At 65.7% G+C, this 25,659-nt stretch carries 31 protein-coding genes; 8 read left to right on the top strand and 23 right to left on the bottom strand.

The annotated features are described in order from the left end of the window. Nucleotides 1-43: 43 nt before the first annotated feature. Nucleotides 44-643, top strand: a complete 600-nt coding sequence (locus GIW79_RS11340) for an ABC-type transport auxiliary lipoprotein family protein (RefSeq protein ID WP_003124411.1) — start codon at nucleotides 44-46, stop codon at nucleotides 641-643. Nucleotides 644-709: 66 nt separating this feature from the next. Here GIW79_RS11340 and GIW79_RS11335 read toward each other — a convergent pair whose 3' ends face one another. From GIW79_RS11335 to GIW79_RS11295, 9 genes are all read right to left on the bottom strand, one after another. Next, on the bottom strand, nucleotides 710-2,713 hold the full coding sequence (locus GIW79_RS11335; protein WP_000132148.1) for a relaxase/mobilization nuclease domain-containing protein: 2,004 nt from the start codon (nucleotides 2,711-2,713) through the stop codon (nucleotides 710-712). A 448-nt stretch (nucleotides 2,714-3,161) separates the two neighbouring features. Beyond that, complete coding sequence (locus GIW79_RS11330; protein WP_033457388.1) at nucleotides 3,162-3,761, bottom strand: S26 family signal peptidase; 600 nt, start codon at nucleotides 3,759-3,761, stop codon at nucleotides 3,162-3,164. Then, a complete protein-coding gene (locus GIW79_RS11325; protein ID WP_023121637.1) occupies nucleotides 3,758-4,315 on the bottom strand; it encodes a DUF2840 domain-containing protein in 558 nt (185 codons plus the stop codon). Before GIW79_RS11325 ends, GIW79_RS11330 begins: the two co-directional genes overlap by 4 nt. Next, complete coding sequence (locus GIW79_RS11320; RefSeq protein WP_023121638.1) at nucleotides 4,312-4,596, bottom strand: hypothetical protein; 285 nt, start codon at nucleotides 4,594-4,596, stop codon at nucleotides 4,312-4,314. The genes GIW79_RS11325 and GIW79_RS11320 overlap by 4 nt, the downstream gene beginning before the upstream one ends. After that, on the bottom strand, nucleotides 4,593-5,231 hold the full coding sequence (gene parA / locus GIW79_RS11315) for a ParA family partition ATPase (protein WP_023121639.1): 639 nt from the start codon (nucleotides 5,229-5,231) through the stop codon (nucleotides 4,593-4,595). Before parA ends, GIW79_RS11320 begins: the two co-directional genes overlap by 4 nt. 253 nt (nucleotides 5,232-5,484) lie before the next feature. Then, nucleotides 5,485-6,342, bottom strand: coding sequence for a replication initiator protein A (locus tag GIW79_RS11310; RefSeq protein WP_023121640.1), 858 nt, complete (start codon nucleotides 6,340-6,342; stop codon nucleotides 5,485-5,487). A gap of 26 nt (nucleotides 6,343-6,368) precedes the next feature. Next, on the bottom strand, nucleotides 6,369-6,635 hold the full coding sequence (locus tag GIW79_RS11305) for a helix-turn-helix domain-containing protein (RefSeq protein WP_020228437.1): 267 nt from the start codon (nucleotides 6,633-6,635) through the stop codon (nucleotides 6,369-6,371). A gap of 98 nt (nucleotides 6,636-6,733) precedes the next feature. Further along, entirely contained in the window at nucleotides 6,734-7,507 is a 774-nt protein-coding gene (locus tag GIW79_RS11300) for a DUF2285 domain-containing protein (protein WP_023121641.1), read from the bottom strand. A gap of 311 nt (nucleotides 7,508-7,818) precedes the next feature. Continuing rightward, on the bottom strand, nucleotides 7,819-8,169 hold the full coding sequence (locus GIW79_RS11295; RefSeq protein WP_023121642.1) for a DUF2958 domain-containing protein: 351 nt from the start codon (nucleotides 8,167-8,169) through the stop codon (nucleotides 7,819-7,821). 243 nt (nucleotides 8,170-8,412) lie between these two features. On the opposite strand from GIW79_RS11295, the gene GIW79_RS11290 reads away from it, so the two are divergent. Then, nucleotides 8,413-8,718, top strand: coding sequence for a helix-turn-helix domain-containing protein (locus GIW79_RS11290; RefSeq protein ID WP_023121643.1), 306 nt, complete (start codon nucleotides 8,413-8,415; stop codon nucleotides 8,716-8,718). A gap of 63 nt (nucleotides 8,719-8,781) precedes the next feature. On the opposite strand, the gene GIW79_RS11285 is transcribed toward GIW79_RS11290, so the two are convergent. The 7 genes from GIW79_RS11285 to radC all read right to left on the bottom strand — a co-directional run bounded on the left by GIW79_RS11285 (nucleotide 8,782) and on the right by radC (nucleotide 15,403). Next, entirely contained in the window at nucleotides 8,782-9,096 is a 315-nt protein-coding gene (locus GIW79_RS11285) for a DUF736 domain-containing protein (protein WP_023121644.1), read from the bottom strand. Between the two features lie 843 nt (nucleotides 9,097-9,939). Continuing rightward, on the bottom strand, nucleotides 9,940-10,149 hold the full coding sequence (locus GIW79_RS11280) for a hypothetical protein (protein WP_023121645.1): 210 nt from the start codon (nucleotides 10,147-10,149) through the stop codon (nucleotides 9,940-9,942). Between the two features lie 62 nt (nucleotides 10,150-10,211). Then, nucleotides 10,212-12,296 (bottom strand): ParB/RepB/Spo0J family partition protein, encoded by a 2,085-nt coding sequence (locus GIW79_RS11275; RefSeq protein ID WP_023121646.1) that lies wholly within the window; start codon nucleotides 12,294-12,296, stop codon nucleotides 10,212-10,214. 80 nt (nucleotides 12,297-12,376) lie between these two features. Next, nucleotides 12,377-13,207, bottom strand: a complete 831-nt coding sequence (locus tag GIW79_RS11270; RefSeq protein WP_023121647.1) for a DUF932 domain-containing protein — start codon at nucleotides 13,205-13,207, stop codon at nucleotides 12,377-12,379. 715 nt (nucleotides 13,208-13,922) lie between these two features. Further along, nucleotides 13,923-14,201: a hypothetical protein gene (locus GIW79_RS11265; RefSeq protein ID WP_023121648.1), complete on the bottom strand. Its 279-nt coding sequence runs from the start codon at nucleotides 14,199-14,201 to the stop codon at nucleotides 13,923-13,925. Between the two features lie 65 nt (nucleotides 14,202-14,266). Next, the gene (locus tag GIW79_RS11260; protein WP_023121649.1) at nucleotides 14,267-14,617 is read right to left on the bottom strand and encodes a DUF2958 domain-containing protein; all 351 of its coding nucleotides are present in this window, start codon (nucleotides 14,615-14,617) and stop codon (nucleotides 14,267-14,269) included. Between the two features lie 276 nt (nucleotides 14,618-14,893). Beyond that, complete coding sequence (gene radC, locus GIW79_RS11255) at nucleotides 14,894-15,403, bottom strand: RadC family protein (RefSeq protein WP_023121650.1); 510 nt, start codon at nucleotides 15,401-15,403, stop codon at nucleotides 14,894-14,896. 379 nt (nucleotides 15,404-15,782) lie between these two features. Between radC and GIW79_RS11250 the strand changes: the two genes are divergently transcribed. From GIW79_RS11250 to chrA, 6 genes are read left to right on the top strand one after another with little or no spacing between them, the layout of a single operon-like run. Next, nucleotides 15,783-16,106 (top strand): ArsR/SmtB family transcription factor, encoded by a 324-nt coding sequence (locus GIW79_RS11250; protein WP_023121651.1) that lies wholly within the window; start codon nucleotides 15,783-15,785, stop codon nucleotides 16,104-16,106. 4 nt (nucleotides 16,107-16,110) lie between these two features. Further along, nucleotides 16,111-16,605: an arsenate reductase ArsC gene (locus GIW79_RS11245; RefSeq protein WP_023121652.1), complete on the top strand. Its 495-nt coding sequence runs from the start codon at nucleotides 16,111-16,113 to the stop codon at nucleotides 16,603-16,605. Between the two features lie 52 nt (nucleotides 16,606-16,657). Next, the gene (arsB, locus tag GIW79_RS11240; RefSeq protein WP_031655583.1) at nucleotides 16,658-17,689 is read left to right on the top strand and encodes an ACR3 family arsenite efflux transporter; all 1,032 of its coding nucleotides are present in this window, start codon (nucleotides 16,658-16,660) and stop codon (nucleotides 17,687-17,689) included. 9 nt (nucleotides 17,690-17,698) lie between these two features. After that, the gene (gene arsC / locus GIW79_RS11235) at nucleotides 17,699-18,121 is read left to right on the top strand and encodes an arsenate reductase (glutaredoxin) (protein ID WP_023121654.1); all 423 of its coding nucleotides are present in this window, start codon (nucleotides 17,699-17,701) and stop codon (nucleotides 18,119-18,121) included. Continuing rightward, entirely contained in the window at nucleotides 18,099-18,836 is a 738-nt protein-coding gene (arsH, locus tag GIW79_RS11230) for an arsenical resistance protein ArsH (RefSeq protein WP_023121655.1), read from the top strand. The genes arsC and arsH overlap by 23 nt, the downstream gene beginning before the upstream one ends. Continuing rightward, nucleotides 18,836-20,038, top strand: a complete 1,203-nt coding sequence (gene chrA / locus GIW79_RS11225) for a chromate efflux transporter (protein WP_023121656.1) — start codon at nucleotides 18,836-18,838, stop codon at nucleotides 20,036-20,038. The genes arsH and chrA overlap by 1 nt, the downstream gene beginning before the upstream one ends. Nucleotides 20,039-20,199: 161 nt before the next feature. On the opposite strand, the gene GIW79_RS11220 is transcribed toward chrA, so the two are convergent. From GIW79_RS11220 to GIW79_RS11190, 7 genes are all read right to left on the bottom strand, one after another. Further along, the gene (locus tag GIW79_RS11220) at nucleotides 20,200-21,264 is read right to left on the bottom strand and encodes a PDDEXK nuclease domain-containing protein (protein WP_023121657.1); all 1,065 of its coding nucleotides are present in this window, start codon (nucleotides 21,262-21,264) and stop codon (nucleotides 20,200-20,202) included. Next, entirely contained in the window at nucleotides 21,261-22,460 is a 1,200-nt protein-coding gene (locus GIW79_RS11215; RefSeq protein ID WP_023121658.1) for a tyrosine-type recombinase/integrase, read from the bottom strand. Before GIW79_RS11215 ends, GIW79_RS11220 begins: the two co-directional genes overlap by 4 nt. A 211-nt stretch (nucleotides 22,461-22,671) precedes the next feature. Then, the gene (locus GIW79_RS11210; RefSeq protein WP_009459701.1) at nucleotides 22,672-22,950 is read right to left on the bottom strand and encodes a hypothetical protein; all 279 of its coding nucleotides are present in this window, start codon (nucleotides 22,948-22,950) and stop codon (nucleotides 22,672-22,674) included. Nucleotides 22,951-23,047: 97 nt separating this feature from the next. Next, nucleotides 23,048-23,785, bottom strand: coding sequence for a DUF5983 family protein (locus tag GIW79_RS11205; RefSeq protein WP_017512403.1), 738 nt, complete (start codon nucleotides 23,783-23,785; stop codon nucleotides 23,048-23,050). Nucleotides 23,786-23,865: 80 nt separating this feature from the next. Then, nucleotides 23,866-24,552, bottom strand: coding sequence for a hypothetical protein (locus GIW79_RS11200; protein WP_017512402.1), 687 nt, complete (start codon nucleotides 24,550-24,552; stop codon nucleotides 23,866-23,868). A 173-nt stretch (nucleotides 24,553-24,725) separates the two neighbouring features. Continuing rightward, nucleotides 24,726-25,118 (bottom strand): hypothetical protein, encoded by a 393-nt coding sequence (locus tag GIW79_RS11195; protein ID WP_017512401.1) that lies wholly within the window; start codon nucleotides 25,116-25,118, stop codon nucleotides 24,726-24,728. A gap of 21 nt (nucleotides 25,119-25,139) precedes the next feature. Next, complete coding sequence (locus GIW79_RS11190) at nucleotides 25,140-25,352, bottom strand: hypothetical protein (RefSeq protein WP_003290186.1); 213 nt, start codon at nucleotides 25,350-25,352, stop codon at nucleotides 25,140-25,142. Between the last annotated feature and the right edge of the window lie 307 nt (nucleotides 25,353-25,659).

The following is a 25,659-nucleotide window of genomic DNA, read 5'->3' as shown; positions in this document are numbered from 1 at the left end:
ACTCGGCTTGTCCGCGTGCAGTGTGCTTCCCAAAGCAGCTCCAATGGTCACCTACAAATTGCCCGACTATCACATCGCCCAGGCGGAGAGTACGCCGCGCGCCGTTCCGGGACCCGGGGCGCTGCGCGTCTACGCCCCTGAGAGTAGTCGCGTCCTGGATTCGGAGCGGCTGTTCATTGCGCAGCCCGATGGTCGCTTGTCGGCTTGGCAAGGAGTGCGTTGGGCCGACCCCGCACCGGTGCTGCTGCGTGACCGAATCGTCGAAGCCTTCATGCGCGATGGGCGGTCGACTTCCGTGATTACCGATAGCACCCCAATGAGCGCCGATATGGAGTTGCGCAGTACGCTGCGGGCGTTCCAGCTCGAATACCGCGGCACTGAAGCGATCGCCGCGGTTCGGCTCGATGTGCAACTGGTCGATCCGGCCAAACGGACTGCTATTGCCAGTAGACGCTTCGAAGCAATCCAAGCCACAGGCAGCAAGCGAGAGGCCGATGTGGTGAGCGCGTTCGGTGTCGCCACGGATATATTGGCCGGGCAGATCGTTGAATGGGCAGTTCAGGTCGGGGCAGCGCGTTTGCGAGTTGCACCGGAATTGGCAAGCAACCATGCACCCACAGCGTCGTCGATAAGCACAGACTAGTCGTCTTAACGGAGCACAGAAGCTAGGGCCAAAACGCTGCTCGACACCTTAACTCGGTACGACAGCCTACGGCCCCGATCCAATCCCAGGACCTCTTTGCCGTCCAACCTCCCATGACACACCGCCGCCGCGTACAGTCGCGGCGATCTGCTGCCCCAGTCGTGGCTCGATTATCGGCCGCCAAGGCACCAGACTGAATCCCATGCCGTCATCGAGCAGCGCATAGCGACCGCTGGCGAGCATGACCGAGCGCCGGTAGATGCCGGCTACGCGCTGCCCGTCTGTGACGTGCCGATGCTCCAATCCGCTATCGGCGGCAATGTGCTGGGCGGCCTGCGCCAGCTCCCGATTGCGCAGCGTTTCCAGCAGATTCCGGGAGAGAATCAGCCGCTGCCCGCGCCGCTGGGCCAGCCCCTGTTCTTCGAGGAAGTCGGCGCGCTGCTGCAAGGCTTGCCTAGCATCGCCGCCAAAGCCCAGGTCGCCCAGTCCCTTGCCGCCGCCGATCAACTGCTGATCCAGCCAGGTCGCGCCGATGACGCGGGCCTGCCGTTCAATCGGCAGATGCGATTTCAGTTCGACCGCCACGCCGCCCAGCCGCTGCGCGTCGTACTGGCGGCCACGCTCGGCCAAGTCGTCCGGCACCTTCCATAACCCCTCGGCCACGCGCTCCACGATGCCGGCCCGCCGTAGGGCTTCCAGCCGGCGGATATGGGCCGCCACAGCCTCTTGCGGGTCGCGGCCGGGCTTGGCTCGGCCTTGCTCGATCGCCAGGTGGTGATCGGTGCGGTACAGGCCATTGCTCGCCAGCGTGGCGATGTTCTTGTCGGCCGCCCGCACCTCGGCGGAACCGCGTACCTCCACCACCGCGCCGATGGGATAGTTCGCCAGCTCGTCGCGGGCGTCCAACGCGACGTAGTGGGCTTTGCCGTCCAACCCGTCGATGACCAGATAGCCGCGGTCGTGCAGCTCGTCGGCCAGACCCTTAGCAGCCACGCGACCGACGATAGTGCGGCCGTCGTCGCCCGGCTCGAACACCGCCAGCTCGCGAGGCTTGCCGCTCATGGCCCGCTGCATCGTTCGGATGATGTCGCCACGCTCGCCCAGGGCACGCAAGGTCTTCTCCGCGTCCGCATGGACGGCCCAGGTGCCGGGCTGCACCTCGTCGGCCAGGCCCAGGCGCTGCAAGTGTTGCAGGCGGCCGATCAGCAGCAGGCGCTGGCGTTGCAGCCGGGGTTCGTTGAAGCGTTCGATCTGCACCCGGCCATCCTCGCCGGCCTCGCGCTGCAACGTGCGGTCGAGGCTCGTCCACCGCTCTTGCTCCACCTCGCGCTGCAAGGTCTGCTGGATCTCCAGTTCGGTGCGCGGCCCCAGCCATTCCGTCGCCAGCTCGGCGGCGCGATGGCGGAAGCCGTGGGCGATGTAGTCGCCCGCGATGATGAGGTCTTTGCCGGTATCGTCGCGTCCGCGCACGATCAGGTGCGTGTGCGGGTTGTCGGTGTTCCAGTGATCGACCGCCACCCAATCCAGCCGCGTCCCCAGGTCGGCCTCCATCCGGTTCATCAGGTGCCGGGTGTAGGTGCGCAGGTCGTCCAGCTCCGCACTGTCTTCAGGTGAGACGATGAAGCGGAAATGATGTCGGTCGTCCTGGCAGCGTTCCTTGAAGGCATCGAGGTCGGCTTCGTCGGTCTGCGGCCCGTAGGCACGGCCCGGCTCGCCGTTCCGGCCGGCACCGTCGCGCTCGATGTAGCGCAGGTGCTTGGCGAGCGACTGCGGACTGGCGTTGCGCTGGTTGACCAGCAGCGTCTTGATGGTCACGCGCCGTGACATAGGGGTCAGCTTTGCGCCTGCGAAGCGCGCCGCCGTATGGCCGCGTCCAAGCCGTGAGCCGGGCCGCTGGCCGGCGTGCTGGCCGCTCCCGCCAGCGGTAGGACGGCGCACCGCCGACTTGCCGCCGCTGGCCTTGCCAGCCTGCTTGAGCACCTTGGAAACGAAGCTCTGGCCCTGGCCTTTGCCTCGGTTCTTCGGCGCGCCAGGGCGCACCCAGAAATCATGGTCGCCGCGGTCGGTCATGGCTGTGCTCCCTGCAAGCTCCGGCGTGTCCGAGCGTGCGAAGCACGCGGACATGCCTGCATCGGCGCGTGCCTCGCGCCCCACGCGGCACGGCGGCGAAGCCGCGCCGTGCCGCGCCACCCCCACGTGCAGACTGGCTTTGCGGGCGGCAGAGTGCCGAACCCTTTTGTCTTGCCTTCCGCCTTTGCCCCTCGCTGACGCTCCGGGCAGCGGCGGCCCGGCGGCGTTGCTGCGCGAGCAGCCAGCGCGCCGGCGAACGCAGCGACGGCCAAAGGCCGGGCGCATTCGAGGCAAGACGCCTGCACATGGGAAGGCAGCGCGAAGTGCGGCGCCCGATACGTAGGATCGGCGCTCGCACGGCACGCGCGACGACATGAGGAAAGCCACGGGATCGGCACGCCCGATGGCACGACAAGATGCACGGCAACGTGCAGTGAGTCGGCGGCCATCATGGGTGGGCCTCCAGCCAGATCGGGCGCGCGACGCCGATCACGGCAGATGCGCTGACCGGCCCGAAATACCGGCTGTCGAACGACGCCGGATTGGTCACACTGAGAAGGAACAGTTCGCCAGGCCGAAGCTGCCGGCACTGCGGCCAGGATGGCAGCGGGCGGCCCAGCCGGTCGGCGGGCCGAACGGCAGCCACCGGCACGCCGTCGATCCACACCAGCGCATCGAAAACGCAAACGTGCTGCGGCGCGACTGCGCCTACACGTTTGAGCAGCGGCACGCGCACCGGCAGATAGCCGCGCTGCGCAGCGAGTGCGGCGGCCGTGGTCGGCAGCGGCACCAGCACGATGCTGTCCACGGACAAGGGACGTGGCAGCGAGGCGGTGCGTGGGTCGAACGGGTCGATGCGATACCAGCCGACCGCCACGCTGTCGGACGGGTTGTAGATCAGGCGCGGCAGCGGATGAACGAAGGACGCCCAGGCCAGCGCAGCGAGGCCGCAGGCGGCGAGGCCCGCGAGCACGATGCGAGCGCGCAAGCGTGAGCGGGTGTGCGAGCGAGGACGCGGCGCAGTGCCGCCAGTGGAAACGGCGGTCATGGCAGCGCCCTCCCGGTCAGCCAGGCGGCGTGCCGCTCGGTGGTGTATTCGGGCAGCGGCAGGCGCGCAGCAAGCCGGTTGGCGAGCGTGCGCCAGTACGCGGGCGAGACGGCGATGGCTGCGATGCCCAGCGCCTCGATGGCGTCGATGCGCTCCAGCACGGCGCGCACTTGCCCGTCGCCCTCGGCGTGCAGCAGCAGGCGCGCGCCCGGCTGCACGCCGGGGATGCGCTGCGCGCCGTCCAGCGGCGTGCAAGCCTGCATCACCATGAGCTGCCAGCGCACGGTGCCGAAATCGTTGGACTGCCAGCGCACGCGGCAGAACACCGCACCCGGCAGGAACACCGCGCTACGCCGCCAGCGGTCGAGCTGGTGCGTGCGCGCGGGTTCGCCGAAGCGCAGGTAGAGCTTGAAACGGGCCTCGATGTAGGCCAGCGCCACGCGCGTCAGCGGCGCGCTGGCGGGCTGGCCGGAAGGCGCGCTGAATGATGGCTGTGGCGCAGCCGTGGCCGCGCCAGCGGCAGGCGCGGCAGCAGGTGCAGTGGATGCGGTCATGGTGTGTTCTCCCTGCGGTTCTCGGAAAACTCCCGCTCCAGCAGGCCGCGCAGCAGGTCGGCCACGGTCACGCCTTGCGTGAAGGCCGATACCTTGATGCGCGCCCGCATGGCGGGCGTGATGTCGAGCGTGAGGCGGGCGGTGTAGAGGTCGCCCTTGCCCAGCGCATCGGCGTCGCCTTGCCGAATCCACGCTTCAGCGTGCGGATTCGCGGGCGGACGCGCGCCTATGCCGACGCGCTTTGCTGCGCGCTTGCCGTTCGGTGGTGGCTTCGCTGTCATGTCGTCCACCGCAGCAGTTCGTCCACCAGGACGGTGATTTCACGGGCGGCGGCGCTGTCCGGTGCCGTCTCGCGTGCAAGCCGGCCAGCGGCCACGCTGTCGGCGAACACGATGCGCTGATGCACTTCCGCGCGCAGCGCAGGAAGCGGCTGGTCGGCGAGCGCCTGGCGTGCTTCGCGCCCGATCACGGTGGTACTGACACGCCGGTTGATGACGAAGGCCGCGCGCAGCGCAGGCCGAAAGACTTGCGCCTCGCGGATCAGCGCCACCATCTCGGCGCTGGCCCACAAGTCGTAGGGGCTGGGTTGCACCGGGATCAGCACGCGCTCGGCCGCCAGCAGCGCGGAGCGCGCCAAGGCGGCGATGCGCGGCGGGCCGTCGATGACGACGTGATCGGCGCGGCGTGCCAGCTCTGGCGCTTCCTGATGCAGCGTCTCGCGTGCGAGGCCCACGGCGCTGAACAGCCGTGGCAAGCCTTGCTGGCTTCTGCGTTGCGTCCAGTCCAGTGATGAACCCTGCGGGTCGGCGTCCAGCAGCACGACGTGCTGGCCGCGCATTGCCAGTTCGCCAGCGATGTGGGTGGCGAGCGTGGTCTTGCCCACGCCGCCTTTCTGGTTGAGTAGCGCGACGATCATGGCTTGGCCCTCCATGTTGGAAAGCCCGGCTGTTGCTGCTGCGTTGATGGCCGCGTGGCGGTTATCCACCGCAGCGGCGTTTCCCTACTAAAAGTTAGAGAAATTAAGTTAGGGAAGTTAGAGGGCGCGCAAACCCAGTGCTGGCGCGGGTTTGCGGCCGATTTTGTTGCCTGATAGCACGATAGTTCGTTGCCTGATAGCACGATACTTCTGTTGCCTGATAGCACGAGTCCGTCCACAGGCTCTCCCGCACTTATCCCCGTGCCGTGGACGGCACGGGCCGGAACGTGAGCAGCGGCGACGAAAGCCCGGATACGTGCTCGATGCCCAAGTGGTAGCCGGGCAAGGACTGCCGCGCGACCAATGCCCGCAGGTCGGCGGCGAAGTCGTAGTAGCGCGCCACGCTGCCCGATTTGCGGTACAGGTGCTGAAAGTCGAACTGCCAGCCGTGTTCCTGCCTGCCGCCGTGCTTGCGCACCAGGCGGTACAGCCACCGCTCGATGCCGCCGGTCAATCGGAAATACGCCGGGTCGATGGTCAGCACCAGGGCGGCGTCGATCACGCCCGCATAGAACCAGTCCGGCAGGATCAGCTCGATGCCCAGCGGCGTGCCGCTGGCATCGGCCAGTTCCTTCCATTCGTTGATCCATGAGAACCGATGCAGGCGCCGGCCTGTCGTCTCGCGGATGGACGTGGCCACGGTGGTCGATTGCAGGCGATCCAAGGCCGCTTTGAGGCGCTGGTAGTCGCGCAGCGACGTGCCGCGCCCGATGAAGCGCAGGATCTCGTAGGGCGTGGCCTGCATCAGCCGCGACGGGCGCAGGCCCGCGTCGCGCGCTTCCACGATCTGGCTGGCGGCCCAGATCAGAATGTCGGCATCCCAAATCGTGGCGATGCCGTGCTCGGCTGTGCCCTCCACGCGGATCGTGACGTTGCCGGCCCGGAAGTCGATTGGCGCAACGCGCCGAGACTTCGCCAGCGAGAAGAACGGAAAGGCCATCAAGTCCTGGCTGTCGCGCGGCGCCATGTCGCCCGGCAAGGCGCGGAACAGGTCGAGCTGTTCGCGCTCTTGCATCGGCCGCTGCCGCACGGGCAGCGCGGGGCTGGACATGACGATGGCCTGACGCGCGCCAGCGATCAGCGCGCACGGCTGTCCGCCGAGTGGTGCTCGGCGTACTCGGGATCGGAAGTCGTCTCGAAGCTGCGGTCGGCGGCCCAAGCATCGAGGTCGGCCACGGCGTACATGACGCGCCGGCCGAACTTGCGAAAGCGTGGGCCGCCGCCGATCACGCGCTGCTTTTCCAGCGTGCGCGGCGACAGGCGCAGGTACTCGGCGGCTTCGTCGTTGGTGAGGTAACGCTGCGGCTGCGCGGCAGCGGTCGAGACAGTGGCGGCAGGCCGCAAGGGAGCGGGACGCATGGTGTGAACCTCCATCGGTTGAAAACGACCAGCCACACAGCGCGACCGGATGGAGGCAGTCTCAAGAAGCGAGGGGTTTTCGATCAGGGACGTTTTGCGTCGGCTGCAAAACGTCCCTTCTCAAGCGGCGCAAGCTGTGCTAGGCGGCGATAGCCGCCGCGCATCAGCGCATCGCCGCGCCGTACCAGACGGCGCACGCGGGCGCGCAGATCACCGTCGGCGTGCCAGTCGGCCGCCACGGCATCGGCGCCGAACAGCCCTTCGGCGATTTCGCGCAAGGACGCGCCCGCCAGGGCTGCGTCGAGCGCCTGCAAGGTGTGCAGTTCCAGCAGCGCGGCGAGTGTCGGCCGGGGCTTCGTATCGGCCATGTCGGAGCTGGGCAGATGCCCATGCACCGGCGCGGCAGCGCCGCCGCGGTGGGCATAGGCGACAGCCATGCCGTCCTCCAGGCCGGGCGCCAGCACGAAGCGCACGCATCGGCCAGGGCTGCGCGCGATCAGCGCCAGCCCTTTGCCGTCATGCAGCAGTTGCTTGTGCCCAGGGATGTGCCAGAACGCAAAGACCGCCGCATCGAGCGGCGGGTCGGCGTCGGGATAGAGCTGCACCACGGCAGCGTGGCCGGGCAGCCAGGCTGGATGCGCGTCGCGCACATCCAGCACCGGGTCTTCCAGAAGGCGCAAGCCCCAGCGATGCGCCGCGTCCTGTGCCGCCTGCGGCCGGCGATGACGGCGCAGCCAGTCGAGCCGGTAGTCGGGATGCCTGCGCAGGTATTCCCAGGCGAGCGCGAGGTCGTCCAAATGCAGCGCGTACAGGTACGCGGCAGTCGGATACCAAGGCTCGGCGCTGCGATCGACCATGACGCAACCTCCCTGCGAACAGGACTGGCCGCCACGGAAGAACTACGCGCTACATCGGTATCGTCAGAACGTCATGGGTTAAAAAAGATGGATGGACCTGTCAAGACCGATTGGCTCCGACGCGTTGCGGTAGTCGTCTCAATGGCGGGGCAGCGGCGCCCCAGCCGTGGGACGCCGTATCGTCCAGCCTGCCGCAGCCCGCGCGGGGCATCATGTCTATTTGGATCAGACTGGCGTGGGTATGCCGCAATAATCCCGATTGAGACTTGCCCGGTATGACAAAAGACTGAAAAAGTCACAGTCGGCGGTGGTCAATCTGGAATGGCCCCGTCTCGCTCGGCTAGGCGGGTGTACTCCGACAGCGTGCGCGTGGGCCGGAAATAGAGGTCGCGCAGTACGGGCTGCTGGCGCGGCCCGACGATGCCGGCCAGCTCGGACAGCTTGACGGTGCCCTGCGCGGGCATCCCGATCCCCAGGTCGATAAGGCCCCAAGCGGTGTCGCCATCGGCGGGATCGAGCGCCGCCAGCAGCCAAGTCACATGCGCGTCGGGCGTGAACAGCCGCACCACGGGCACCGGGTCGATGGCCCGGCCAGCGGCACGGGCCTCGCCGTTGGCGAGCAGTTGCGCGCGCTCTGGGTCGGTGGCGAGTGGCTGGGGCATGGTCGGTAATCCCACGAATCCAATGATGCACGGATGCGGTTTCGCGCCAAAGCGCAGAACTGCCGAGCCGGATTTGTGCCTTCGTGCGCAAGCACGGACGCGGTTCCGTGGCTTTGCTGGAACCCGCCGATGCGGATTTCCGTAAAGGCACAAAAACGGATAGCAACACCAAATGAACACTATAGATTGTAGTCCTATAGGGCGCAATGGGCTGTCATCTTGGTTTTTTGAGGGAAACCATAGGTGGCGGCTGGGTATTCATTGGCAAAGGCGTTGAAGACGGTCAGAAAGGCGCGTGGCTTGAGCCAGGAAGCCTTCTCTGACGTGTCCAGCCGCACCTATATGAGTACCCTCGAACGCGATCTGAAAAGCCCGACCTTCTACAAGCTGGCGGAGTTGTGCGAGGTGATGGAGATCCACCCGCTCACGCTGCTGACGCTGGCCTATGCGGGCAACAGCCCGAGCAAGGCCGACGAGCTGCTGGCGCAGGTGCGCCAGGAGCTAGAGGCGGTGTTGAGCGAACGCGACGCGGCGAAGCCGCGTGCGTGATGCGGTGATGTGCTGCGATCAGCAGCACAGCGCCCCGCCGCGATGGGCGGGGCGCTGTGGCGGTCACGCCGCCTGGGGCTTGCTGCGCGACCAGATCAGGTCGTGCGTGCCGTCCTCGCCTTCGATCAGGCGGGCATAGACCGGCGCCGGGAACGAAGGATCGTCAATGCTCACGGACTTGTAATCCCGCCCGGCCTCGCTTTTCTTGTTCCATGCCGCGCCGATGTCGTGACCGGCGGCCTGGAGCCGGAAGTCGGGAGCGTTCTCGCTGCTGCCCTTGTCGTTGGGAACCAGTTTGACCTTGACATTGAGCGTCAGGGTGCGAAGCGTGCCGGTGAAGCCGTCTTTGTCTGCGGTGAAGGTGCCGATGTTGGCCATGATGTTTTCTCCTGTCGGTTGAACAAGGTTCGCGCCCATCGCGTCCTTGTTGTGATCCGGCTGGCGGGAGACGGGCTGGCTGCACCGCTTGCGGTCGAAACGCAGTGGAGAACCGGAAGGCGAAAAGAATTTGCTGCGCGAGGAAGCCGCGCAGCGGCGGGGAAATTGTTTTCGCCGGACGGTTGCAGTCATGAAGCCCGAGGCGCAGCCGCGCCACCGCCAGGATTCACAACGAGACAAGGACGCCTTGGGCCGAACCGCTCCGAAAGGAGATGGGGCCGGCTCGGCATCCCCGCATGAAGGCTGCTCCGGCTCGCCCGCTGACGCGGGCCAGGTCAACCACCCGACGACAGGCGAGAACGCCCCTGCCGCACCTTGCGGTGCCGGTCTTGAGGCGTGGTGTGGAAGCTCCATAGCGATGTCGGGCGGGTTGTCCGTGAACCGTCCTTCGTGACGTGACAGGCAGGAACCGCCAGCGTTGAGGACCGCACGCATTTGCACAACCCGCCGCAGCAAGCGCCAGCGTGTTCGCCGGCACGCCGTCCATCGCGGCGGGGCGCTGGCCGAGCCGATCCGGCGCAGCCGGTTCGGCGGCATCAAGGGGCGCCAAGCATTGCGCGGCGGGGGATAGCCCGCAGGGCTTTCCCCTGGACATAAGCGTAGCGCGCAGGTATGGGCCGGGCGAATGCTCGGCTGCTCTAACGCCGCCGCCTGAGCCACCGCGAAGGCGGCGGCGTTCTGATTCGGCTGTTGGCCTTGAACACCGGGCGCGGCCACCGCCGCGCCCGGATTTTCTTTTCACCGCGCCCAGGGCGGAACGGCCTGGGCGCGGTGCTGTTCGGGTTATTCCTTCGTCTCGATGAGCCACCACACGGCACGCGGCAAGGCGCGGCCCGTGATGGGGTGAATGTCGGTGAGGTCGGCGCGGGCTGACCAGCCCGAGGGCGGACGGTAGCCGCGCACGTCGCCGTCGCCGTGCCAGCGGCGGGCGCGTACCACGCCGGGGGCATAGATCGCCGCCATGCGTGGGCGGCTGGTGGTAGTGCGGGTCATGGGGCGTTTTCCTTCCAGCGAAGCGCCCCGGTCGAGGCCGGGGCGCTTGCTGTCGGCGCGGGTCAAGCGGCCAGCGCCACGGCGGGTTCATCCGCCATTGCCTCGGAATCCTCCGGGGCGTCGTCCTGCTCCTGCGGTTCTGCCTGCGGTTCTGCCTGCGTGGCTGCCTGCGTGCCTTCGGCCTTGAAGATGGCAGGCATCCAGCCTGTGCCGTTCGCCAGCCGCTCGGCTTCGCTGGCAATGTCGGCCTTCTTCAACTTCGCCAGCCGGGAAACCTGCTCTGGCGCGTACTCGCCCACGGCTTGCAGGATGGCGGCCTTGGGAACGTGCTGGAAGTAGCCTTCCGCGCTCGGCTGCCACCATGCTGCCATGTCGAGGCCCACGGCCTGCGCCAGTTCCTCGCCGGGCTGGCGCAGCATGGCGCGAGGCGTCACCACGTCCACCGTGGAAGCCACGCACACGGCCAGCAGCCGCACCAGTTCGTCTTGCGGCTTTGCCAGCAGCGCGGCGAACAGTTCGGCGCTGTCCTGCGGCAAGCCTTCACCGGCCACTTGTTGCAGTTCGCGCAGCGCCACGGCGGCGGGCGATTCCGGCCAGTCCGGGGCCATGCCTTCCAGCCGGTCTTGCATTTTCAGGCTCACGCCCAGCGGCAAGTCGTGGCCGTAGCGGCTTTCCTGCAAGACGGTCTGCACCATGCCATGCACCAGCGCGGCCAGCGCCACTTGCGGATGCCGGGCGACTTCGATTTGCAGCGCGGCGGTGCGGTGGGCGCTCAACCGTTGCGCCAGCCGGTCGGACATGGCGGCGGTCTTTGGCTGCCCGTCGCCGTCGCCGTCTCCGTCCTCGCCTTCGTCGTCGTTCCCGGCATCCTCGCCGCTGAAACCTTGGCGCAGGCGTTCCAGCGTGCGCAGCGCCTTGGCCTCGGCCTCGCGCATCAGCCCGCGATGAATCACGGCCTGCCCGTTGCGGTCGATGGTGACGATGGCACCGGCTGCGGCCTTCGCGGTCGGGCTGTAGTCCTGCAAGCCATCTTCCAGCGCCTGCAACTGCTCGCCCACGGCTTCGCCTTCCTCTTGCAGTGCATCGGCCTTGTCCTCGTCCTCGGCGTCCAGCGCGTCATCCACGGCTGCGGCCAGTTCCTGCATCTTGGATTGCAGCTTCTCGATGCGCTGCGCTTCGCGCTTGGTCGGCTCGCGCCGCTCCCTCGGCGCACGTTGGAAAGCGTGCAGGTCAGCATGGGTCACGCCCGGCGTGGCATCCACCCATGCCCAGCCTTCGGCCTTCACCTGGGCGGCCATGCCCGCCAGCCGGTCTTGCGCCAGCCTGTCCAGCAGCGCGGCATCGGTCAGATACACGCCCGCGTCACCTTCGGCGAACAGATCACGGCGCACGCCACCGCCTGCGGCTTCATAGGTGTCCAGCCCGACGAAGTGCACCAGCGGATGCCGGTAGGCGTCGATTTCCCGCTCGGTGAGGCGGTCGCGCAGCGCGGACGGCTGGCGCTGCCACGTCGGCGCATCGTAGAAGGCGGCTTCCTGCGCGGCGTGGTCGTCGGTGATGGCAAGGGCCATCAACTGGTCAAGGCTTACGGCTTCGGCGCGGTAGTCGGCCAGCAGCCGGGGCGAGACGTTCGCCAGCTTCAAGCGGCGCTGCACCACCAGCGGGGACACGCTGAAATCGGCGGCTATGTCCTCGATGGGTCGGCCTTCGGCCACCAGCGCGGCGAATGCCTCGAACTGGTCTGCGGGGTGCATGGCTTCGCGCTGCACGTTCTCGGTCAGGCTGGCGGTGCGCGCCGTGCCATCGGCCACCAGCAGGCAAGGCACCTCCCATTCCTTGCTGATGCGGTGCTTCTTCGCCAGCAGCTTCAACGCGGCCAGCCTGCGGCCACCGGCCACGACTTCGTAATGTTCGCCATCGGCGGCGGCAATCACGATCAAGTTTTGCAGCAGGCCCACGCGCTGGATGCTCGCGGCCAGTTCGGGGATGGACATGCGCGGGGTCTTGCGCACGTTGCGGCCCGTGGGGCGCAGCACCAGCCGCGACAGCGGAACCAGAATCAGGTTCTTGGTCGGGTCGGCGGCTTCCAGCGGGATAGCGGCGGCGGCATTGACGGCGCGGGCTTCGGTGTAGGTGGTTGCGTTCATGGTGATAACTCCTAACGGTTCAGGGATGCAGCAGCGAAAGAAGCGGCAAGGGCTGCTGCCTGCCCCTGCCGCGTGGGGAATCAGGCTTTCAACTGGCGCAGGCCATCGGCCAGCATCCAGAGGGCGCGATTGAGGCGCACATCGGAATCAATGCCCTGCACGGGGCGGGTCTGCTGGCGGCGTCCGTTGGCGCTGCGGCCATGCAATCCGCCTTTGGTCAGGTTTTCTTGCGTGCGGTTGAACACGCTCCACAAGTCCGGGCGGCGGTCGTCGAACCGGCGCGGCATCAGGATTTGCGATTCGGTGATGGGCGCGGGCTTGTTGTCGGTGGGGTCGTACTTGAGGGCCAGCGCGGCGCGGGCGAATACTTCGGCCTCGCCTTCGTCCAGCGTGATCGCACGCATGGCATCGCGGGAATCCTTCACCCGGTCGAAGCCGCGCAAGACTTCGTAAGCGCCTTCGATGACATGCCCGGAAACGTCGCCCTTGTGGGGTACGCGCACATCGGCCACGGTGTCGCCACACACCAGCCCATTGCTGCACACGAACCGGAACATGCCCGCGAGCATCTGATAGCTGCTCGTGCCATCGTGCGAGTTCAACAACACGATTTCATTGGCCTCCGCGCCGTTGATCTGGCTGGCGTGGCGCAGGCGCAGCATGTGTTTCGTATGCTCGCGCTTGCCTTCATCGCGCACGCGGGTTTGCGTCACCAAGAAGGGCTGGAACCCTTCTTTGCGAAGCTCGGCCAGCACGGCGGCGGTGGGGATATAGGCGTACCGCTGCGAACGGCTTTCATGCGGCGCGTCCGCGAAGATGGACGGCGCTACGCGGTGAATCTGGTCATCGGACAGCGGGTAGTCGCTGCGCAGCGAGGGGGAGCGGGAAGCGAAGCGGGATGCGAGTTGCATTTCATTTCTCCTGACAAAGAAAAAAGGGTTTGCTGTTCACCGCACACCGGATTCCTAGATTCGGAGCCCAGCCTTTCGGCTGTTTGGTGCGGTCGGCGAGAGGAACCCGGTTGGCCCTGTTGCCACCGTCTTCCTGAGTTCATCGCCCGCGACGGTCAGGAGCGCGCGGACGGGGGCCGTCAAGGAAACAAGCGCAGGGGGTGGTGCGGCCCGCAGGCGTAGCCGAGGACACGGCCCTGCGCGCCTTGATGGCACGCGGGAGCGGGCTACAGTCGCGGACAAGGTGATGAAGTCAGGGGAGACGGCTGGACATGGCAACGGCCTTCCCCTTGCGCTGACTGCACGGCAAGCGAAGCGCGCAGGCCCGGATCTGGAAGCCGGGCCGAAGGCGTCAGCCGAGCGGAGCGAGGGAACGATGGAAGCCCGACAGGGGCGAGACGCCGCAGGCGGCTCGATGCGCTACGCGCACGACAGCGCGACCGGCCATGTTTCTTGGCCGGGGACGCCCAGCCTTCAAGGTTCGATGAGCACCAGGCGCACTACGCCCCACGCATCGGGAAGCGGGTTCTGCTGTGGCTGCGGATTTCTGGCCGAGCCGACGCAGCCGGTTCGGCGGTCTTTAGGGGTGCCAAGCATCGCGCGGTGGGGATAGCCCGCAGGGCTTTCCCCTAGAGGCAAGCGAAGCGCGCAGCGCCCCGGAAGGGGCGCGAAGGCATCAGGCCGAGCCATCAGGACGCAGGCTGGATTCCGCAACCGGCATCCACGGCGATGCCGAGTCCAGCAGGTAGCGCGCACCGCGGGCGTACATACCTGAAAGCCCGGTGGGCTGATAGAACCCGGTGACGCGGAGCCGGAACTGTGCGCCGTACTCGTTGGTGAAGATCACCGCGTCGCCGATCTTGAAGCGCAGCGGCTGGCCGTTTTCCGGCGCGAACGGCTTGAGCGCATCGTGCTGCGCGGTGATTTCGATGATGTAGTCGTGATGGCTGCTCATGGCATTGATCTCCTGTGATGGTCGAGAAAGCGCAAGGAGCGCCTTGCGGCGCTCCAGGTGCGAGGTCAGAGAACGATCCGCCCAGCCAGCCGCGCATCGCGCGCATAGCCGCTCAACCGCTTCTCGGCCCGGAAATACAGGTCACGCTCGATCGGCAGGCCCAGCCCGCCGCGCACGGTCGCCAGCTCGTTCAAGCTGACCCAGCCGATTTCCGGCTCGCCCAGGCCCAGGTCGAAAAGACCAAAGGCGTGGTCATGGTTGTCGGGATCAATCTCGGTCAGCAGCCAGGTCGCGCCACCGTCCGGCGTGAACAGCTTGACCACCGGGGCCGGATCGAAGTCCGGGTTCTCCAGCGATGCGCGGCCGTTGGCCTGCAGCACGATGCGCTGCTCGGCAGTGATGAGTGCGTTGTTCATGGTGAACTCCTGAAAGGTTGCCGGGCGGAATTGCCCGACCCTTCCGGGGCACGGCGCAGCGCAAGCAGTCAGGGGTCGCAGACGGCCGCCAGGACGCAAGCGCCATCGCGCGCAGCCCTTGACGGCGAGAACGCCGTGGCACGATGAAGGGGACAGCAAGACCGCCCCATACCTCCATGCAGGCCATGAATTTCCGAAACGCTGTCTCGGAAATCCGAGGCAGCGTTTTCGCCCGGCCCGCGCCGGGCGCAGCAAAAAGGGGCCGAAGCCCCTTGGTCAGATCAAGCCGCATTCGGCAAACGATGTGGTGTCGGTGCCCGCCACGATGACGTGATCCAGCACGCGCACGTCCACCAGCCCCAGCGCCTCCTTGAGCCGCTGGGTCAGCGCCCGGTCGGCACCGCTCGGCTCGGGATTGCCGCTCGGATGGTTGTGCGAAATGATGACCGCCGCCGCATTGAGCCGCAGCGCCTCCTTGACCAGCTCGCGCGGATACACCGATGCGCCGTCGATGGTGCCGCGGAACATTTCGGCGTATTCGATCAGCCGATGTTGCGTGTCCATGAACAGCACCGCGAACACCTCATGCTCGAAGCCGGCCAGCTTGGCGCGCAGGTACTCCTTGACCGCCGCCGGCGACGTGAACGACGTACCGCGTTGCATCTTGCGCTCGATGGCCTGGCGCGCGGCCTCCAGAATCTGCTCGGCAGTCGCCAGCAGGTAGCGGCCCTGTGCGTCACGCACCATCAGCGAGGAATCGAACGAGGAAAAGGACAGTTGCGACATGATCGTGCTCCGGTTGCTCGGGCGGAATTGCCCGGAACCGTGGAGAGCACGGCGCAGCGCAAGCAGTCAGGGGTCGAGGACGGCTGCCAGGCCGCAAGCGTGCAAGCACGCGCAGCCCTTGACGGCGAAAACGCCGTGATACGGTGAAGGGAACAGCAAGACCGCCCACACCCGCCCAATGCACACACTCGCCTTTGTGCAAGCGGAGCGCGCAGGCCCGCCAGGGCCGAAGGCGTCAGGGGTCAAAGCCGGATGGCCGCGATTCGGCACGAAGCGCGGGGCGCAGCCCGCGAACCCGACGGCGGTACGCCGGGACGCCACCAAGCGGTGTTTTCCTTTCTTCTTTCTATTAATTCTATAATTGTTGTATCATCGAATAATGAATGAAGATCAAGCCGTTTCCGCCCTGAGTGCGCTGGCCCACACGCAACGACTGCGTGTATTCCGCGCCCTGGTCGTCGCCGGGCCGGAAGGACGCACGCCCAGCGTCCTCGCCGATCAGCTCGACGTGGCCCGCAATACCTTGTCCTTCCACTTGAAGGAACTGGCCCACGCTGGCCTCGTTTCCATCGAGCAGCAGGGCCGCAACCTGATCTACCGCGCCGAGTACGGTCACATGAACGGCCTGATCGGCTACCTGACCGAGCATTGCTGCCAGGGCGGCGTCTGCGAGGTTTCCGAATCCCCTAACTGCAACTGCTGACGCCATGACCGACACCACCTACAACGCACTGTTCATCTGCACGGGAAATTCGGCCCGTTCCATCCTCGCCGAAGGCTTGCTCAATGAGCTGGGCCAAGGCCGCTTCCGTGCCTGGTCGGCCGGCAGCCACCCGAAAGGCGAAGTGAATCCGCTGGCACTCGCCACGCTGGAACGCCTGCGCCTGCCGACCACGGGCTACCGCAGCAAGAGCTGGGACGAATTCGTGGTTCCCGGTGCGCCGGTGTTCGACTTCATCTTCACCGTCTGCGACAACGCCGCCGGCGAGGCGTGTCCGCTGTGGCCGGGCCAGCCCGTCTCGGCGCATTGGGGCGTGCCCGACCCGGCCGCCGTCGAAGGCACCGAGGAACAACAGCGCAAGGCGTTCATGGACGCGGCCATCACGCTGCGCCGGCGCATAGAACTGTTCCTGTCGCTGCCGCTCCAGCGCCTCGATGCCATGTCCTTGCAGCGTGAGCTGCACGACATTGGACGCAAGTGAGGCAACCATGACCGCCAGTGCATCCGCCAGCCGCGCACCGACTGTTTCCGCCATGAGCGTGTTCGAGCGATACCTGACCGTGTGGGTGCTGCTGTGCATCGTCGCCGGCATCGCGCTCGGCCAGTTCGCGCCCGGCATGTTTCAGGCCATCGGCCGCATAGAAGTCGCCCAAGTCAATCTGCCGGTCGGCGTGCTGATCTGGGTCATGGTGATCCCAATGCTGCTCAAGGTGGATTTCGGTGCGCTCGGCCAGGTCAAACAGCACTGGCGCGGCATCGGTGTGACGTTATTCGTCAACTGGGCAGTCAAGCCGTTCTCAATGGCACTGCTGGCGTGGATCTTCATTCGGCACGTCTTCGCCGAGTGGCTGCCGGCCGACCAACTCGACAGCTACGTGGCCGGCCTGATCCTGCTGGCCGCCGCGCCCTGCACGGCGATGGTGTTCGTCTGGAGCCGGCTGACCGGCGGCGACCCCGTATTCACGCTCTCGCAAGTCGCACTCAACGACACCATCATGGTGTTCGCCTTCGCGCCCATCGTTGGCCTGCTGCTCGGCCTGTCGGCCATCAGCGTACCGTGGGACACGCTACTGATCTCGGTGGCGCTTTACATCGTCATCCCGGTCATCGTCGCGCAGCTCTGGCGGCGGGCGCTGCTGCGCCGGGGCCAGGCCGCATTTGACCGCGCCCTTGAACGCATCGGCCCGCTGTCCATCGCCGCGCTGCTGCTGACGCTGGTGCTGCTGTTCGCCTTCCAGGGCCAAGCCATCCTGCAACAACCACTGATCATTGCCATGCTGGCGGTGCCGATCCTGATCCAGGTGTTCTTCAATTCCGGCTTGGCCTATTGGCTCAACCGCAAGACAGGCGAGCAACACTGCGTCGCCGGCCCGTCGGCCCTGATCGGCGCGAGCAACTTCTTCGAGTTGGCCGTGGCCGCGGCCATCAGCCTGTTCGGTTTCCATTCCGGCGCGGCGCTGGCCACCGTGGTGGGTGTGCTGATCGAGGTGCCGGTGATGCTGCTGGTGGTGCGCGTGGTCAACCGCTCGCGCCGCTGGTACGAGCGCGGCCACGCAACGAACTGAGAGAAACCCATGAGCAACATCACGATCTATCACAACCCGAACTGCGGCACCTCGCGCAATGTGCTGGCCCTGATCCGCAACAGCGGCGAGGAACCCACGGTCATTGAGTACCTGAAGACGCCACCGACGCGGGAAACGCTGGTCAAGCTGCTGGCGGACGTGGGCCTGAGCGCGCGCGAGGTGCTGCGCGAGAAAGGCACGCCCTATGCGGAGTTGGGCTTGGCCAACCCAAAATGGACGGATGATCAGTTGCTCGATGCCATCGGGCAACATCCGATCCTGATGAACCGGCCCATCGTGGTCACGCCGCTGGGCACGAAGCTGTGCCGCCCCTCGGAAACCGTGCTGGACATTCTGCCGAATCCGCAGCGCGGCGCGTTCAACAAGGAAGACGGCGAGGCGGTAGTGGATGCAAAGGGGCAGCGTGTCTGATACCCGTATCGGCCTGCCGAACCTCGATGCCACGCTGTTCCAGCAGCCGGACAAGGAACGGCTCCTGACACCCGAACGCGCCACGCACGCGCCGCGCTTCCTGCTGCTCTACGGCTCGCTGCGCGACCGCTCGTACAGCCGCCTTGCCGCCGAAGAAGCGGCGCGCATCCTGCGTGCGCTCGGCGGCGAAACACGGTTCTTCAACCCGTCGGGCCTGCCGTTGGTGGACGATGCCGGCGACGATCATTCGAAGGTAAAGGAACTGCGCGAACTGGCGCAATGGATGGAAGGCATGGTGTGGTGCTCGCCGGAGCGCCACGGCGCGATGACCGGCCTGATGAAGACGCAGATCGACTGGATTCCGCTGTCCTCCGGAGCGGTGCGCCCGACCCAGGGCAAGACGCTGGCGGTGATGCAGGTATCAGGCGGCTCGCAGTCATTCAATGCGGTCAACCAGATGCGCGTGCTGGGTCGCTGGATGCGGATGCTGACCATCCCGAACCAGTCTTCGGTCGCCAAGGCATATCAGGAGTTCGATGAAACCGGGCGCATGAAGCCCTCGGCCTATTACGACCGCATTGTGGACGTGATGGAAGAACTGATGAAGTTCACGCTGCTCACGCGCGACGCGGCACCGTATCTGGTGGATCGGTACAGCGAGCGCAAGGAAAGCGCCGAAGCGTTGTCCAAGCGCATGAAACAGGAGTCGATTTGATGCCAGAGCCAGCCACCGCAGAGCGCGACAACGCCGGGCGCGTTTTTCTGGTCTTTCTGCGGCTGGGGCTGACCTCCTTCGGCGGGCCAATCGCGCACTTGGGCTACTTCCGCACGGAGTTCGTCGAGCGTCGCCGCTGGCTGGACGATCGCAGCTACGCCGATCTGGTCGCGCTGTGCCAGTTCCTGCCGGGGCCGGCCAGCAGCCAGGTCGGCATGGCGCTTGGCTTGGGCCGTGCTGGTGGGTGGGGCGCACTGGCGGCTTGGGTCGGATTCACGTTGCCCTCAGCGCTCGTACTGATCCTGTTCGCCTACGGCATTTCCGAATACCACCCGCTCGCTGAAGCCGGTTGGGTGCATGGCTTGAAAGTGGTTGCCGTCGCCGTGGTGGCGCAAGCGGTGTGGGGCATGGCGAAAACGCTGTGCCCCGACCGGCCCCGCGCCGCGCTAGCGATCCTGGCCGCGTTGCTGACACTATTGCTGCCGTCGGCCTGGGTGCAAGTCGCGGCCATCGTCATGACGGGCCTGATCGGTCGCTGGTGGCTGCAACTGCCGCCGCTGCCGGCAGCGCATCTGGCCTCGTATGCGGTGTCGCGCCGTACTGGCGCGATAGCGTTGGGCTTGCTGGCCGCGTTGCTGCTCGGTCTGCCGTTGTGGGCGGCGGCCAGCGGCTCGACGATGGCTGCGCTGATCGACGGCTTCTTCCGCGCCGGCGCACTGGTGTTCGGTGGCGGCCATGTCGTGTTGCCGCTGCTGCAAGCAGTCACCGGCTCGACCGGCGCGGTCGGCAATGCCGATTTCCTGGCCGGCTACGGTGCGGCGCAGGCCGTACCGGGGCCGCTGTTCACCTTCGCGGCCTATCTCGGCACTGTGGCCGACTGGCCCTTGCACGGCTGGCTTGGCGGGCTGGTGCTGCTGATCGTGATCTTCGTGCCAGCCTTCCTCGTGCTGATCGGCACGCTACCGTTCTGGCAGCGGTTGCGCCACCGGCCGAGCATCCAGGCTGCAATGGCGGGCATTAACGCAGGGGTGGTCGGCATCCTGCTGTCCGCGCTCTACGACCCCGTATGGACAAGCGCCATCCACGGACGCACCGATTTCGCTCTGGCCTTGGCCGCCTTCGGCCTGCTGGTCTATGGACGCTTGCCGCCGGTGCTGGTGGTTGTGCTGGCCGCCATAGCGGGGCAAATCCTGTCTGCCTGATCCTGCGCAGAATCAGGAGGGCGCTACGTCATGCACCTGGGTGTGCTGGGCATCAGGCGCATGCGGGTAGGCAAACGGGATGAGTGTGATTCGGAGCGAAACGCGGGGTGCAGCCCGCGAACCCGACGGCGGCACGACAGGACGCACAAATGCTGCTTGGCCTACTCCGTGTCCTGCGTGCGCTGTTCGATCTGTAAGCGCGCCCGCTCGGTCGCCTGCTGCAATCGTTCGCCCAACACCGCACGCGGCGGCAAGGTGGTCAGGTACTCGGCGACGTGGATGCCCGACTTGTCCAATTCCAGTAGTTCGATTTGCTCGCGCTTCTTGCCCGTGCAGAGGATGATTCCCAGCGGCGAGGCTTCTTCCGGCTCCCGCTCGTGCTTGTCCAGCCAGCGCAGATAAAGCTCCATCTGCCCCTTGTACGCTGCCTTGAACTCGCCGATCTTCAATTCGACGGCCACCAGCCGCCGCAGCTTGCGGTTGTAAAAAAGCAGGTCAAGGTGAAAATCCTCGTCGTCAATCGGGATGCGCTTCTGCCGGGCAACGAAGGAAAAGCCCGCGCCAAGCTCCAGCAGGAAGGCTTCCATTTCGCGGATGATCGCGGCTTCCAAGTCGCCTTCCTGCCAGCTATCCCGCAGGCCCAAGAAGTCGAGGATGTACGGATCGCGCATGACCAGCGCCGGGGTCATGCGCTGCGCATCGCGCAGGGTCGCCAGTTCCTGCGCGATGGTTGCTTCCGTCTTTTGGGACAGCGCCGTGCGCTCGTACAGCATCGAGTCGATGCGCTCGCGCAACGTCCGCACGCTCCAGCGTTCGGCGCTCGCCATCTGCGCGTAGTAGTCCCGCTGGAGCGGGTCTTTCAGCGGGATCAGGGCGATGAAGTGCGTCCAGCTCAATTGTCGTATCAGTGATACGACAATTCGCTCGTCCGGGTAAGCGACGGCGAACTGCACCATCCGACGCAGATTCTTGACCGAAAAACTGCTGCCGTACTCCTTCACCAGTTGCGCTGCCAAGGTCAGCACGACTTCCTCGCCGTAGTCGGCCCGCCGACCTTCCAAGACCTGCGTATGGATGCGCTGGCCGATGCGCCAGTAGAGCATCGACAGCTCGCTATTCACCGCCGAAGCGGCGCGCTTGCGCGCCGCTTCGATCAATGTCCGAATGTCGCCCAGCAGCGCCGTCGGCGCTGCGGGCGAAGGAACAGATGCTTTGCGCCTGTTCATGCGATGGCCTCCTGGGGCTGCCGCGCGCCCGTGATGGCCTGCCGCCGGCTCGCCACCAGTTCGGCCGCATCACGCACCGGCTTGTCCTCGGTGTGAACGTAGTGCATGAACATTGCCACGGTCTTGTGGCCCGTCAGCTTCATACCTACCTTGGTCGGCACGCCCGAATTGGCAATGTCGGTAGTCGAGCGATGGCGGATGCCGTGCGTACCGACATGCGGAACACCGGCGGCCTTGAGCACGCGGCACCAGCCGCCATAGTGCTCGCCAAAGGTCAGGTGCTTGGTCGGGTCGTTGGGCGACGGCAGGACGTAGGGGCAACCGTCCCGGCGCGGTGCGGTCGAGAACAGCCGATAGGCTTCCGCGCTCATGGGCTTGGAAAGGCCGCCGGTCTTGCTGTCCGGCCACACCACGCGCCGATTCTCCAGGTCGATCCAGCTCCATTCGAGCGTGCAGATTTCGGAGCGACGACCGGCAAACTCGAATTGCAGGCGGATCGCCAGCGGGATGACGTAGTTCTCCAGCCCTTCCGCCTCCAGCTTCTCCAGTTGGCGGAAGATCAGCGCCAGCTCGTCGTCCACGATGAGCCGGGTTTCCTCGCCGGGCGGATACATCGGGACGTGGCGGCACGGGTTCGTGCCGTCCGGGCGGAAGCCCCACACTTCGGCCAGGTTGAACATCTTGCGCAGCACGCCAAAGGCATTGTTCGCCTCGGCCGGCTTGTAGGCCAGCTTCTCCATCAGCCCGGCAATGTCGGGCCGCTTCACGTCCTGCACCTTCTTAGGGCCGATCAGCGGGACGATACAGCGGTCGATGACCGCCTGATAGCCGCGCTGCGTGCTGGGCTTGTTGCGCTTTTTGGAGTAGTCCTCCATGAACTTCTTGCACAACGCTTCGACCGTGGGTGCCTTGCGCGCCTCGGCCTTGGCACCGCCGGGATCGCCGCCCCGGCGAACCTCGGCCAGCCAGTCTTGCGCCATGACGCGGGCCTGCTCCACGGTCAGTTCCCCGAACAGGCCCAGCGAGGGCTTGCGAGGCTGCCCGGAGTTCGTGCGGTACTGGAGCATGAACACCCGGCGGCCCTTCGGGGTAATCTTGCAGAGGAAGCCGGGCACAACGGTATCCCGTAGTTCGATGTCCTTCGCCTGGGGTTGCGCAGACTCTACGGCGGTCTTGGTGAGCTTGATTTTTGCCATGATGACTCCTTGGAACGACCCGGATTCCAAGAGCCAGATAGGAGCGGCGCGAGGGCAAACCGGGTCAGATTTCAGAAAGCACCGGCATATGATGGACGCGCGTAAGCTATTGATAAACCTGCTGTATCGAGCTGCTGCGCAGTCCAGCGAACTACCGGGCTGGAGTCATCGTCAAACAAGAAAAAGCCCCTCGAAAAGGGGCTTGGTTGGGTCAGGCTTCGTACACGAAGTAGTGCTCGCGCTGACGTGGGAAGAAGACATGCTTCCATGTATCGCCGCTGGTGTTGCCACCGTCGAAGACGACCATTTCGTAGTCGTCAATGTCGGTGTCCACCAGGTCGGCGCTGGCGATATGGCGCATGTGCAGCGTGCCGCTCATGCGCTCGAATACCAGGATCTGGCCGATGGCGTCGTCCTGGCCCATGGCATTGACGCAGGCGCCGAGCTGGTGCTCGAAGTCTGGCGTGCGCGAGATGAGGTCGGGGAACATGAGGTTGCTCCTATGAAAATGGACCAGCCCGGCTCCGGGAGGGAGACGGGCCGGTATGGGGGAGAACAAAGAGGAAGGATGTTGCGTCGAGCGGCTGCTAGGATTCGGCCAACGGCAGGCCCAACAGCACGGGTGCGTCGGCGTCGAGAATCAGGATGCGCACGTCGGCCTGGCCAGCCAGTTCAATGACGTTCGCCAGGTCATCCGGCATACCCTTGCTTCGGTGCTCCTGGCGAAGCTGCTCCGCACTGATGCCCTCGGCGTGGTCCAGGTTCTTGTCCGTCCAGGGAGTGGAGATCAGCTTGATGCCGATCGCCGGGCTGTACGGAACCCGGAACGCGATGAACAGGAATGCCTCCGGCGTAGCGAGGTCTGCCAGGTTGGCGAGGTATTGGCCGGTTTCTTGGCTGATGTGTGCGCTGCTGATTTCCCAGCACCGGCTGTAGTAGCCGGTCTCGAAACTCAGGCGCTGTACGACTTCCCGCGCTGCCTCTGCCGAATAGGCGTCGCCGACGTGGATGGGGCGACCGTCGAAGTCGTCGCCATGGATGGCATAGACCACGGCACCGATTACACCTTCGCCGCTGACACCTTCTGCGGTATCGCATTCGGCCAGCACCTCGGCACTCACGGGTTCGGGACCATTCCTGACCACGGCGAAATCGCTGGTGACGATGCACGAGGATGAAATCAGTTCCTCGTCGGAAAAGTGCTTTTGACTCGCGTGGATGATTCGCCAGACATGCGGGCTTCCGTCGTCGTAGCCGATGCACAGCGTGCGGACGATTTTCAGATTCCAGTAGCCGCGGAGAAAGGGATTGGGTTTCTGGGACATGGGAACTCTCCAGATTTGAATATTGGGGCCAATCTCCGCCACCGGGAATTGGACCCGGTTGGTTGAAAGTGGAAAATGCGTCAGTCGGCGCTGATCGTTGGCGTCTGAACCAGCCGTTCGGCGATGCGATGGCGCACATTTAGGCGAAATTGCTCATCGGTGATGCCGGCAAGCAGGTTGGCGGCCTCCAGCGCGATCAACGCTGAGGCCTCTTCGATGTCGGCGGCCAGGATGGTGTTGCGCAGTTGATCGCCGAGTTGAAGCGCCTGCGAGGACGTTCTGAAGACCTGGACCTCACGGCTCAGGTAGCAGCCGTTGCCGCCGAACTCGAATAGCCTTGGCTTGCTGCAATACCAGCAGCCCTCAAACTGGATGGCGGTCAGGTTATGGCCGTCATCGAAGCGGGTAGCGATCAGAAGCAGGGCTTCCAGGTCGGCGCCGTCCTCGAATTGGTGGTGCTCGATCAGGTTCTCCAGCTCCCCGTCCTGGTCAGCACCGAAGTGCGCGGCCAGCCGTTCAAGCAGAGGCGGAATCGACAACTCTTCGTCGTCGGGCATGGGGATGCCGAGTTGTGTGGCCAGGTTTTCCAGACCGTCCAGCACATCTGTCCAGCGTGGATCATTGGTTTCGGCGATCTGGGCGATGTAGGCCTGCCCATTGCCGGGATGGTTTTCGTCGAGCGCGAAAGCACCGAACAGTGCCTTGATGACGGGAGTAACGCGGTTGAGCACGAGAACGCCCGTGCCTTCGTAGTAGTTGTTTGCCATGCTGGCTCCTTTCGAGAAGAGCGGAGCCAGCCCATGCGGACGATGGCGTCCGCAGGGAATAGCCCAAGGCCGTTGGCGTCGGGCGATGGGGAAGAAAAATTGAGGGACATGGCCTTATGGGCGCATGTCCCTCACGGGGGGATCGAGAGGACAGTGGCGTGCCGGAGACCGGCTCACCAACCGCTGTAGTTCACCAGCAGGTCGGCGATGACCTTGCGGCGTTCCAGATCGAGACCGTCGAAGTCCGACAGCCCGTGGAAGCGGCAGCGCTTGAGCATGGCACCGCCCTCGCGCGCGTTGTAGAAGCTGACCATGGCGGACAGGAACATGCGTTCGCCGCTGCTCAGGACGCCGAGGGCATCGTTGAGCCGCAGCATGTCGGGACGCAAATCCCACTTGGTCTTGGCCTGGTTCAGGCCTTCACGGGTGCCGTCGCCGAACCACTCGGGACCAGCAATCTCGACACCGCGCTTCCAGGCCTCGAAGAAGGCTTGGGGCGCGGCAGCGAAATGCTGCTCTTCCCGCATGATCTGATCGACGACTTCCCGCGGCAGTAGCTGGTTCATGACGTGATTTCTCCAGTTGGATCAGGGAATGGCGAGCTGGGACCAGCCGCCTCTTTCGAGGGCGCGTTGAGCCGCGGCATAGCTGCGGAAGTACTCGCGGGATTCCCGCGAAACGGGACCTTCGGTATCGCGCGTGCCGATGTAGTGGCCGGCGGCGCTTTGCAAGACTTCGAGCGGCAGGAACTTGCCGCAGTAGGTCAGGGCCAACTGGCCGAAAGAGGCTTGCTGGGACATGGACGGGCTCCTTGGAAAAGCGGGGCCTTGTCCCTCACGGGATGGCAGCTCCCGCACGCGGTTGATAAAAAGCATCAGCGTCACGGGGACGCTCATCCGCAGAATTGATGCGATGCGGACTGGTGGGTGACGCGGGAGAGACCCGCGGCAGCCTGGAACCCTGGCTGCTGGCATGTGCTGACGAATCAGCGAACATGCAGGCAGCTTCGTGCGAGGGCTGCGCCGCGTCAGTTGGAAAACGGCATTCGGCCCAGCCCCGATTGATGAGCACAGGAAAAGAAAAGCCCCGCATCGAGTACGGGGCTGT

It is taken from the genome of Pseudomonas sp. PA-7-1E (genome assembly GCF_021605325.1).
Taxonomy (GTDB): domain Bacteria; phylum Pseudomonadota; class Gammaproteobacteria; order Pseudomonadales; family Pseudomonadaceae; genus Aquipseudomonas; species Aquipseudomonas fluorescens_BV.
This window is presented reverse-complemented; position numbering and strand designations above follow the sequence as displayed.

Excerpts from the sequence above, each read along its gene's own strand:
- GIW79_RS11340 (WP_003124411.1), top strand. The coding sequence starts at position 44 with ATGGTCACCTACAAATTGCCCGACTATCACATCGCCCAGGCGGAGAGT.
- GIW79_RS11335 (WP_000132148.1), bottom strand. The coding sequence starts at position 2,713 with ATGACCGACCGCGGCGACCATGATTTCTGGGTGCGCCCTGGCGCGCCG.
- GIW79_RS11330 (WP_033457388.1), bottom strand. The coding sequence starts at position 3,761 with ATGACCGCCGTTTCCACTGGCGGCACTGCGCCGCGTCCTCGCTCGCAC.
- GIW79_RS11325 (WP_023121637.1), bottom strand. The coding sequence starts at position 4,315 with ATGACCGCATCCACTGCACCTGCTGCCGCGCCTGCCGCTGGCGCGGCC.
- GIW79_RS11320 (WP_023121638.1), bottom strand. The coding sequence starts at position 4,596 with ATGACAGCGAAGCCACCACCGAACGGCAAGCGCGCAGCAAAGCGCGTC.
- parA (WP_023121639.1), bottom strand. The coding sequence starts at position 5,231 with ATGATCGTCGCGCTACTCAACCAGAAAGGCGGCGTGGGCAAGACCACG.
- GIW79_RS11310 (WP_023121640.1), bottom strand. The coding sequence starts at position 6,342 with ATGTCCAGCCCCGCGCTGCCCGTGCGGCAGCGGCCGATGCAAGAGCGC.
- GIW79_RS11300 (WP_023121641.1), bottom strand. The coding sequence starts at position 7,507 with ATGGTCGATCGCAGCGCCGAGCCTTGGTATCCGACTGCCGCGTACCTG.
- GIW79_RS11295 (WP_023121642.1), bottom strand. The coding sequence starts at position 8,169 with ATGCCCCAGCCACTCGCCACCGACCCAGAGCGCGCGCAACTGCTCGCC.
- GIW79_RS11285 (WP_023121644.1), bottom strand. The coding sequence starts at position 9,096 with ATGGCCAACATCGGCACCTTCACCGCAGACAAAGACGGCTTCACCGGC.
- GIW79_RS11280 (WP_023121645.1), bottom strand. The coding sequence starts at position 10,149 with ATGACCCGCACTACCACCAGCCGCCCACGCATGGCGGCGATCTATGCC.
- GIW79_RS11275 (WP_023121646.1), bottom strand. The coding sequence starts at position 12,296 with ATGAACGCAACCACCTACACCGAAGCCCGCGCCGTCAATGCCGCCGCC.
- GIW79_RS11270 (WP_023121647.1), bottom strand. The coding sequence starts at position 13,207 with ATGCAACTCGCATCCCGCTTCGCTTCCCGCTCCCCCTCGCTGCGCAGC.
- GIW79_RS11265 (WP_023121648.1), bottom strand. The coding sequence starts at position 14,201 with ATGAGCAGCCATCACGACTACATCATCGAAATCACCGCGCAGCACGAT.
- GIW79_RS11260 (WP_023121649.1), bottom strand. The coding sequence starts at position 14,617 with ATGAACAACGCACTCATCACTGCCGAGCAGCGCATCGTGCTGCAGGCC.
- radC (WP_023121650.1), bottom strand. The coding sequence starts at position 15,403 with ATGTCGCAACTGTCCTTTTCCTCGTTCGATTCCTCGCTGATGGTGCGT.
- GIW79_RS11250 (WP_023121651.1), top strand. The coding sequence starts at position 15,783 with ATGAATGAAGATCAAGCCGTTTCCGCCCTGAGTGCGCTGGCCCACACG.
- GIW79_RS11245 (WP_023121652.1), top strand. The coding sequence starts at position 16,111 with ATGACCGACACCACCTACAACGCACTGTTCATCTGCACGGGAAATTCG.
- arsB (WP_031655583.1), top strand. The coding sequence starts at position 16,658 with ATGAGCGTGTTCGAGCGATACCTGACCGTGTGGGTGCTGCTGTGCATC.
- arsC (WP_023121654.1), top strand. The coding sequence starts at position 17,699 with ATGAGCAACATCACGATCTATCACAACCCGAACTGCGGCACCTCGCGC.
- arsH (WP_023121655.1), top strand. The coding sequence starts at position 18,099 with ATGCAAAGGGGCAGCGTGTCTGATACCCGTATCGGCCTGCCGAACCTC.
- chrA (WP_023121656.1), top strand. The coding sequence starts at position 18,836 with ATGCCAGAGCCAGCCACCGCAGAGCGCGACAACGCCGGGCGCGTTTTT.
- GIW79_RS11220 (WP_023121657.1), bottom strand. The coding sequence starts at position 21,264 with ATGAACAGGCGCAAAGCATCTGTTCCTTCGCCCGCAGCGCCGACGGCG.
- GIW79_RS11215 (WP_023121658.1), bottom strand. The coding sequence starts at position 22,460 with ATGGCAAAAATCAAGCTCACCAAGACCGCCGTAGAGTCTGCGCAACCC.
- GIW79_RS11210 (WP_009459701.1), bottom strand. The coding sequence starts at position 22,950 with ATGTTCCCCGACCTCATCTCGCGCACGCCAGACTTCGAGCACCAGCTC.
- GIW79_RS11205 (WP_017512403.1), bottom strand. The coding sequence starts at position 23,785 with ATGTCCCAGAAACCCAATCCCTTTCTCCGCGGCTACTGGAATCTGAAA.
- GIW79_RS11200 (WP_017512402.1), bottom strand. The coding sequence starts at position 24,552 with ATGGCAAACAACTACTACGAAGGCACGGGCGTTCTCGTGCTCAACCGC.
- GIW79_RS11195 (WP_017512401.1), bottom strand. The coding sequence starts at position 25,118 with ATGAACCAGCTACTGCCGCGGGAAGTCGTCGATCAGATCATGCGGGAA.
- GIW79_RS11190 (WP_003290186.1), bottom strand. The coding sequence starts at position 25,352 with ATGTCCCAGCAAGCCTCTTTCGGCCAGTTGGCCCTGACCTACTGCGGC.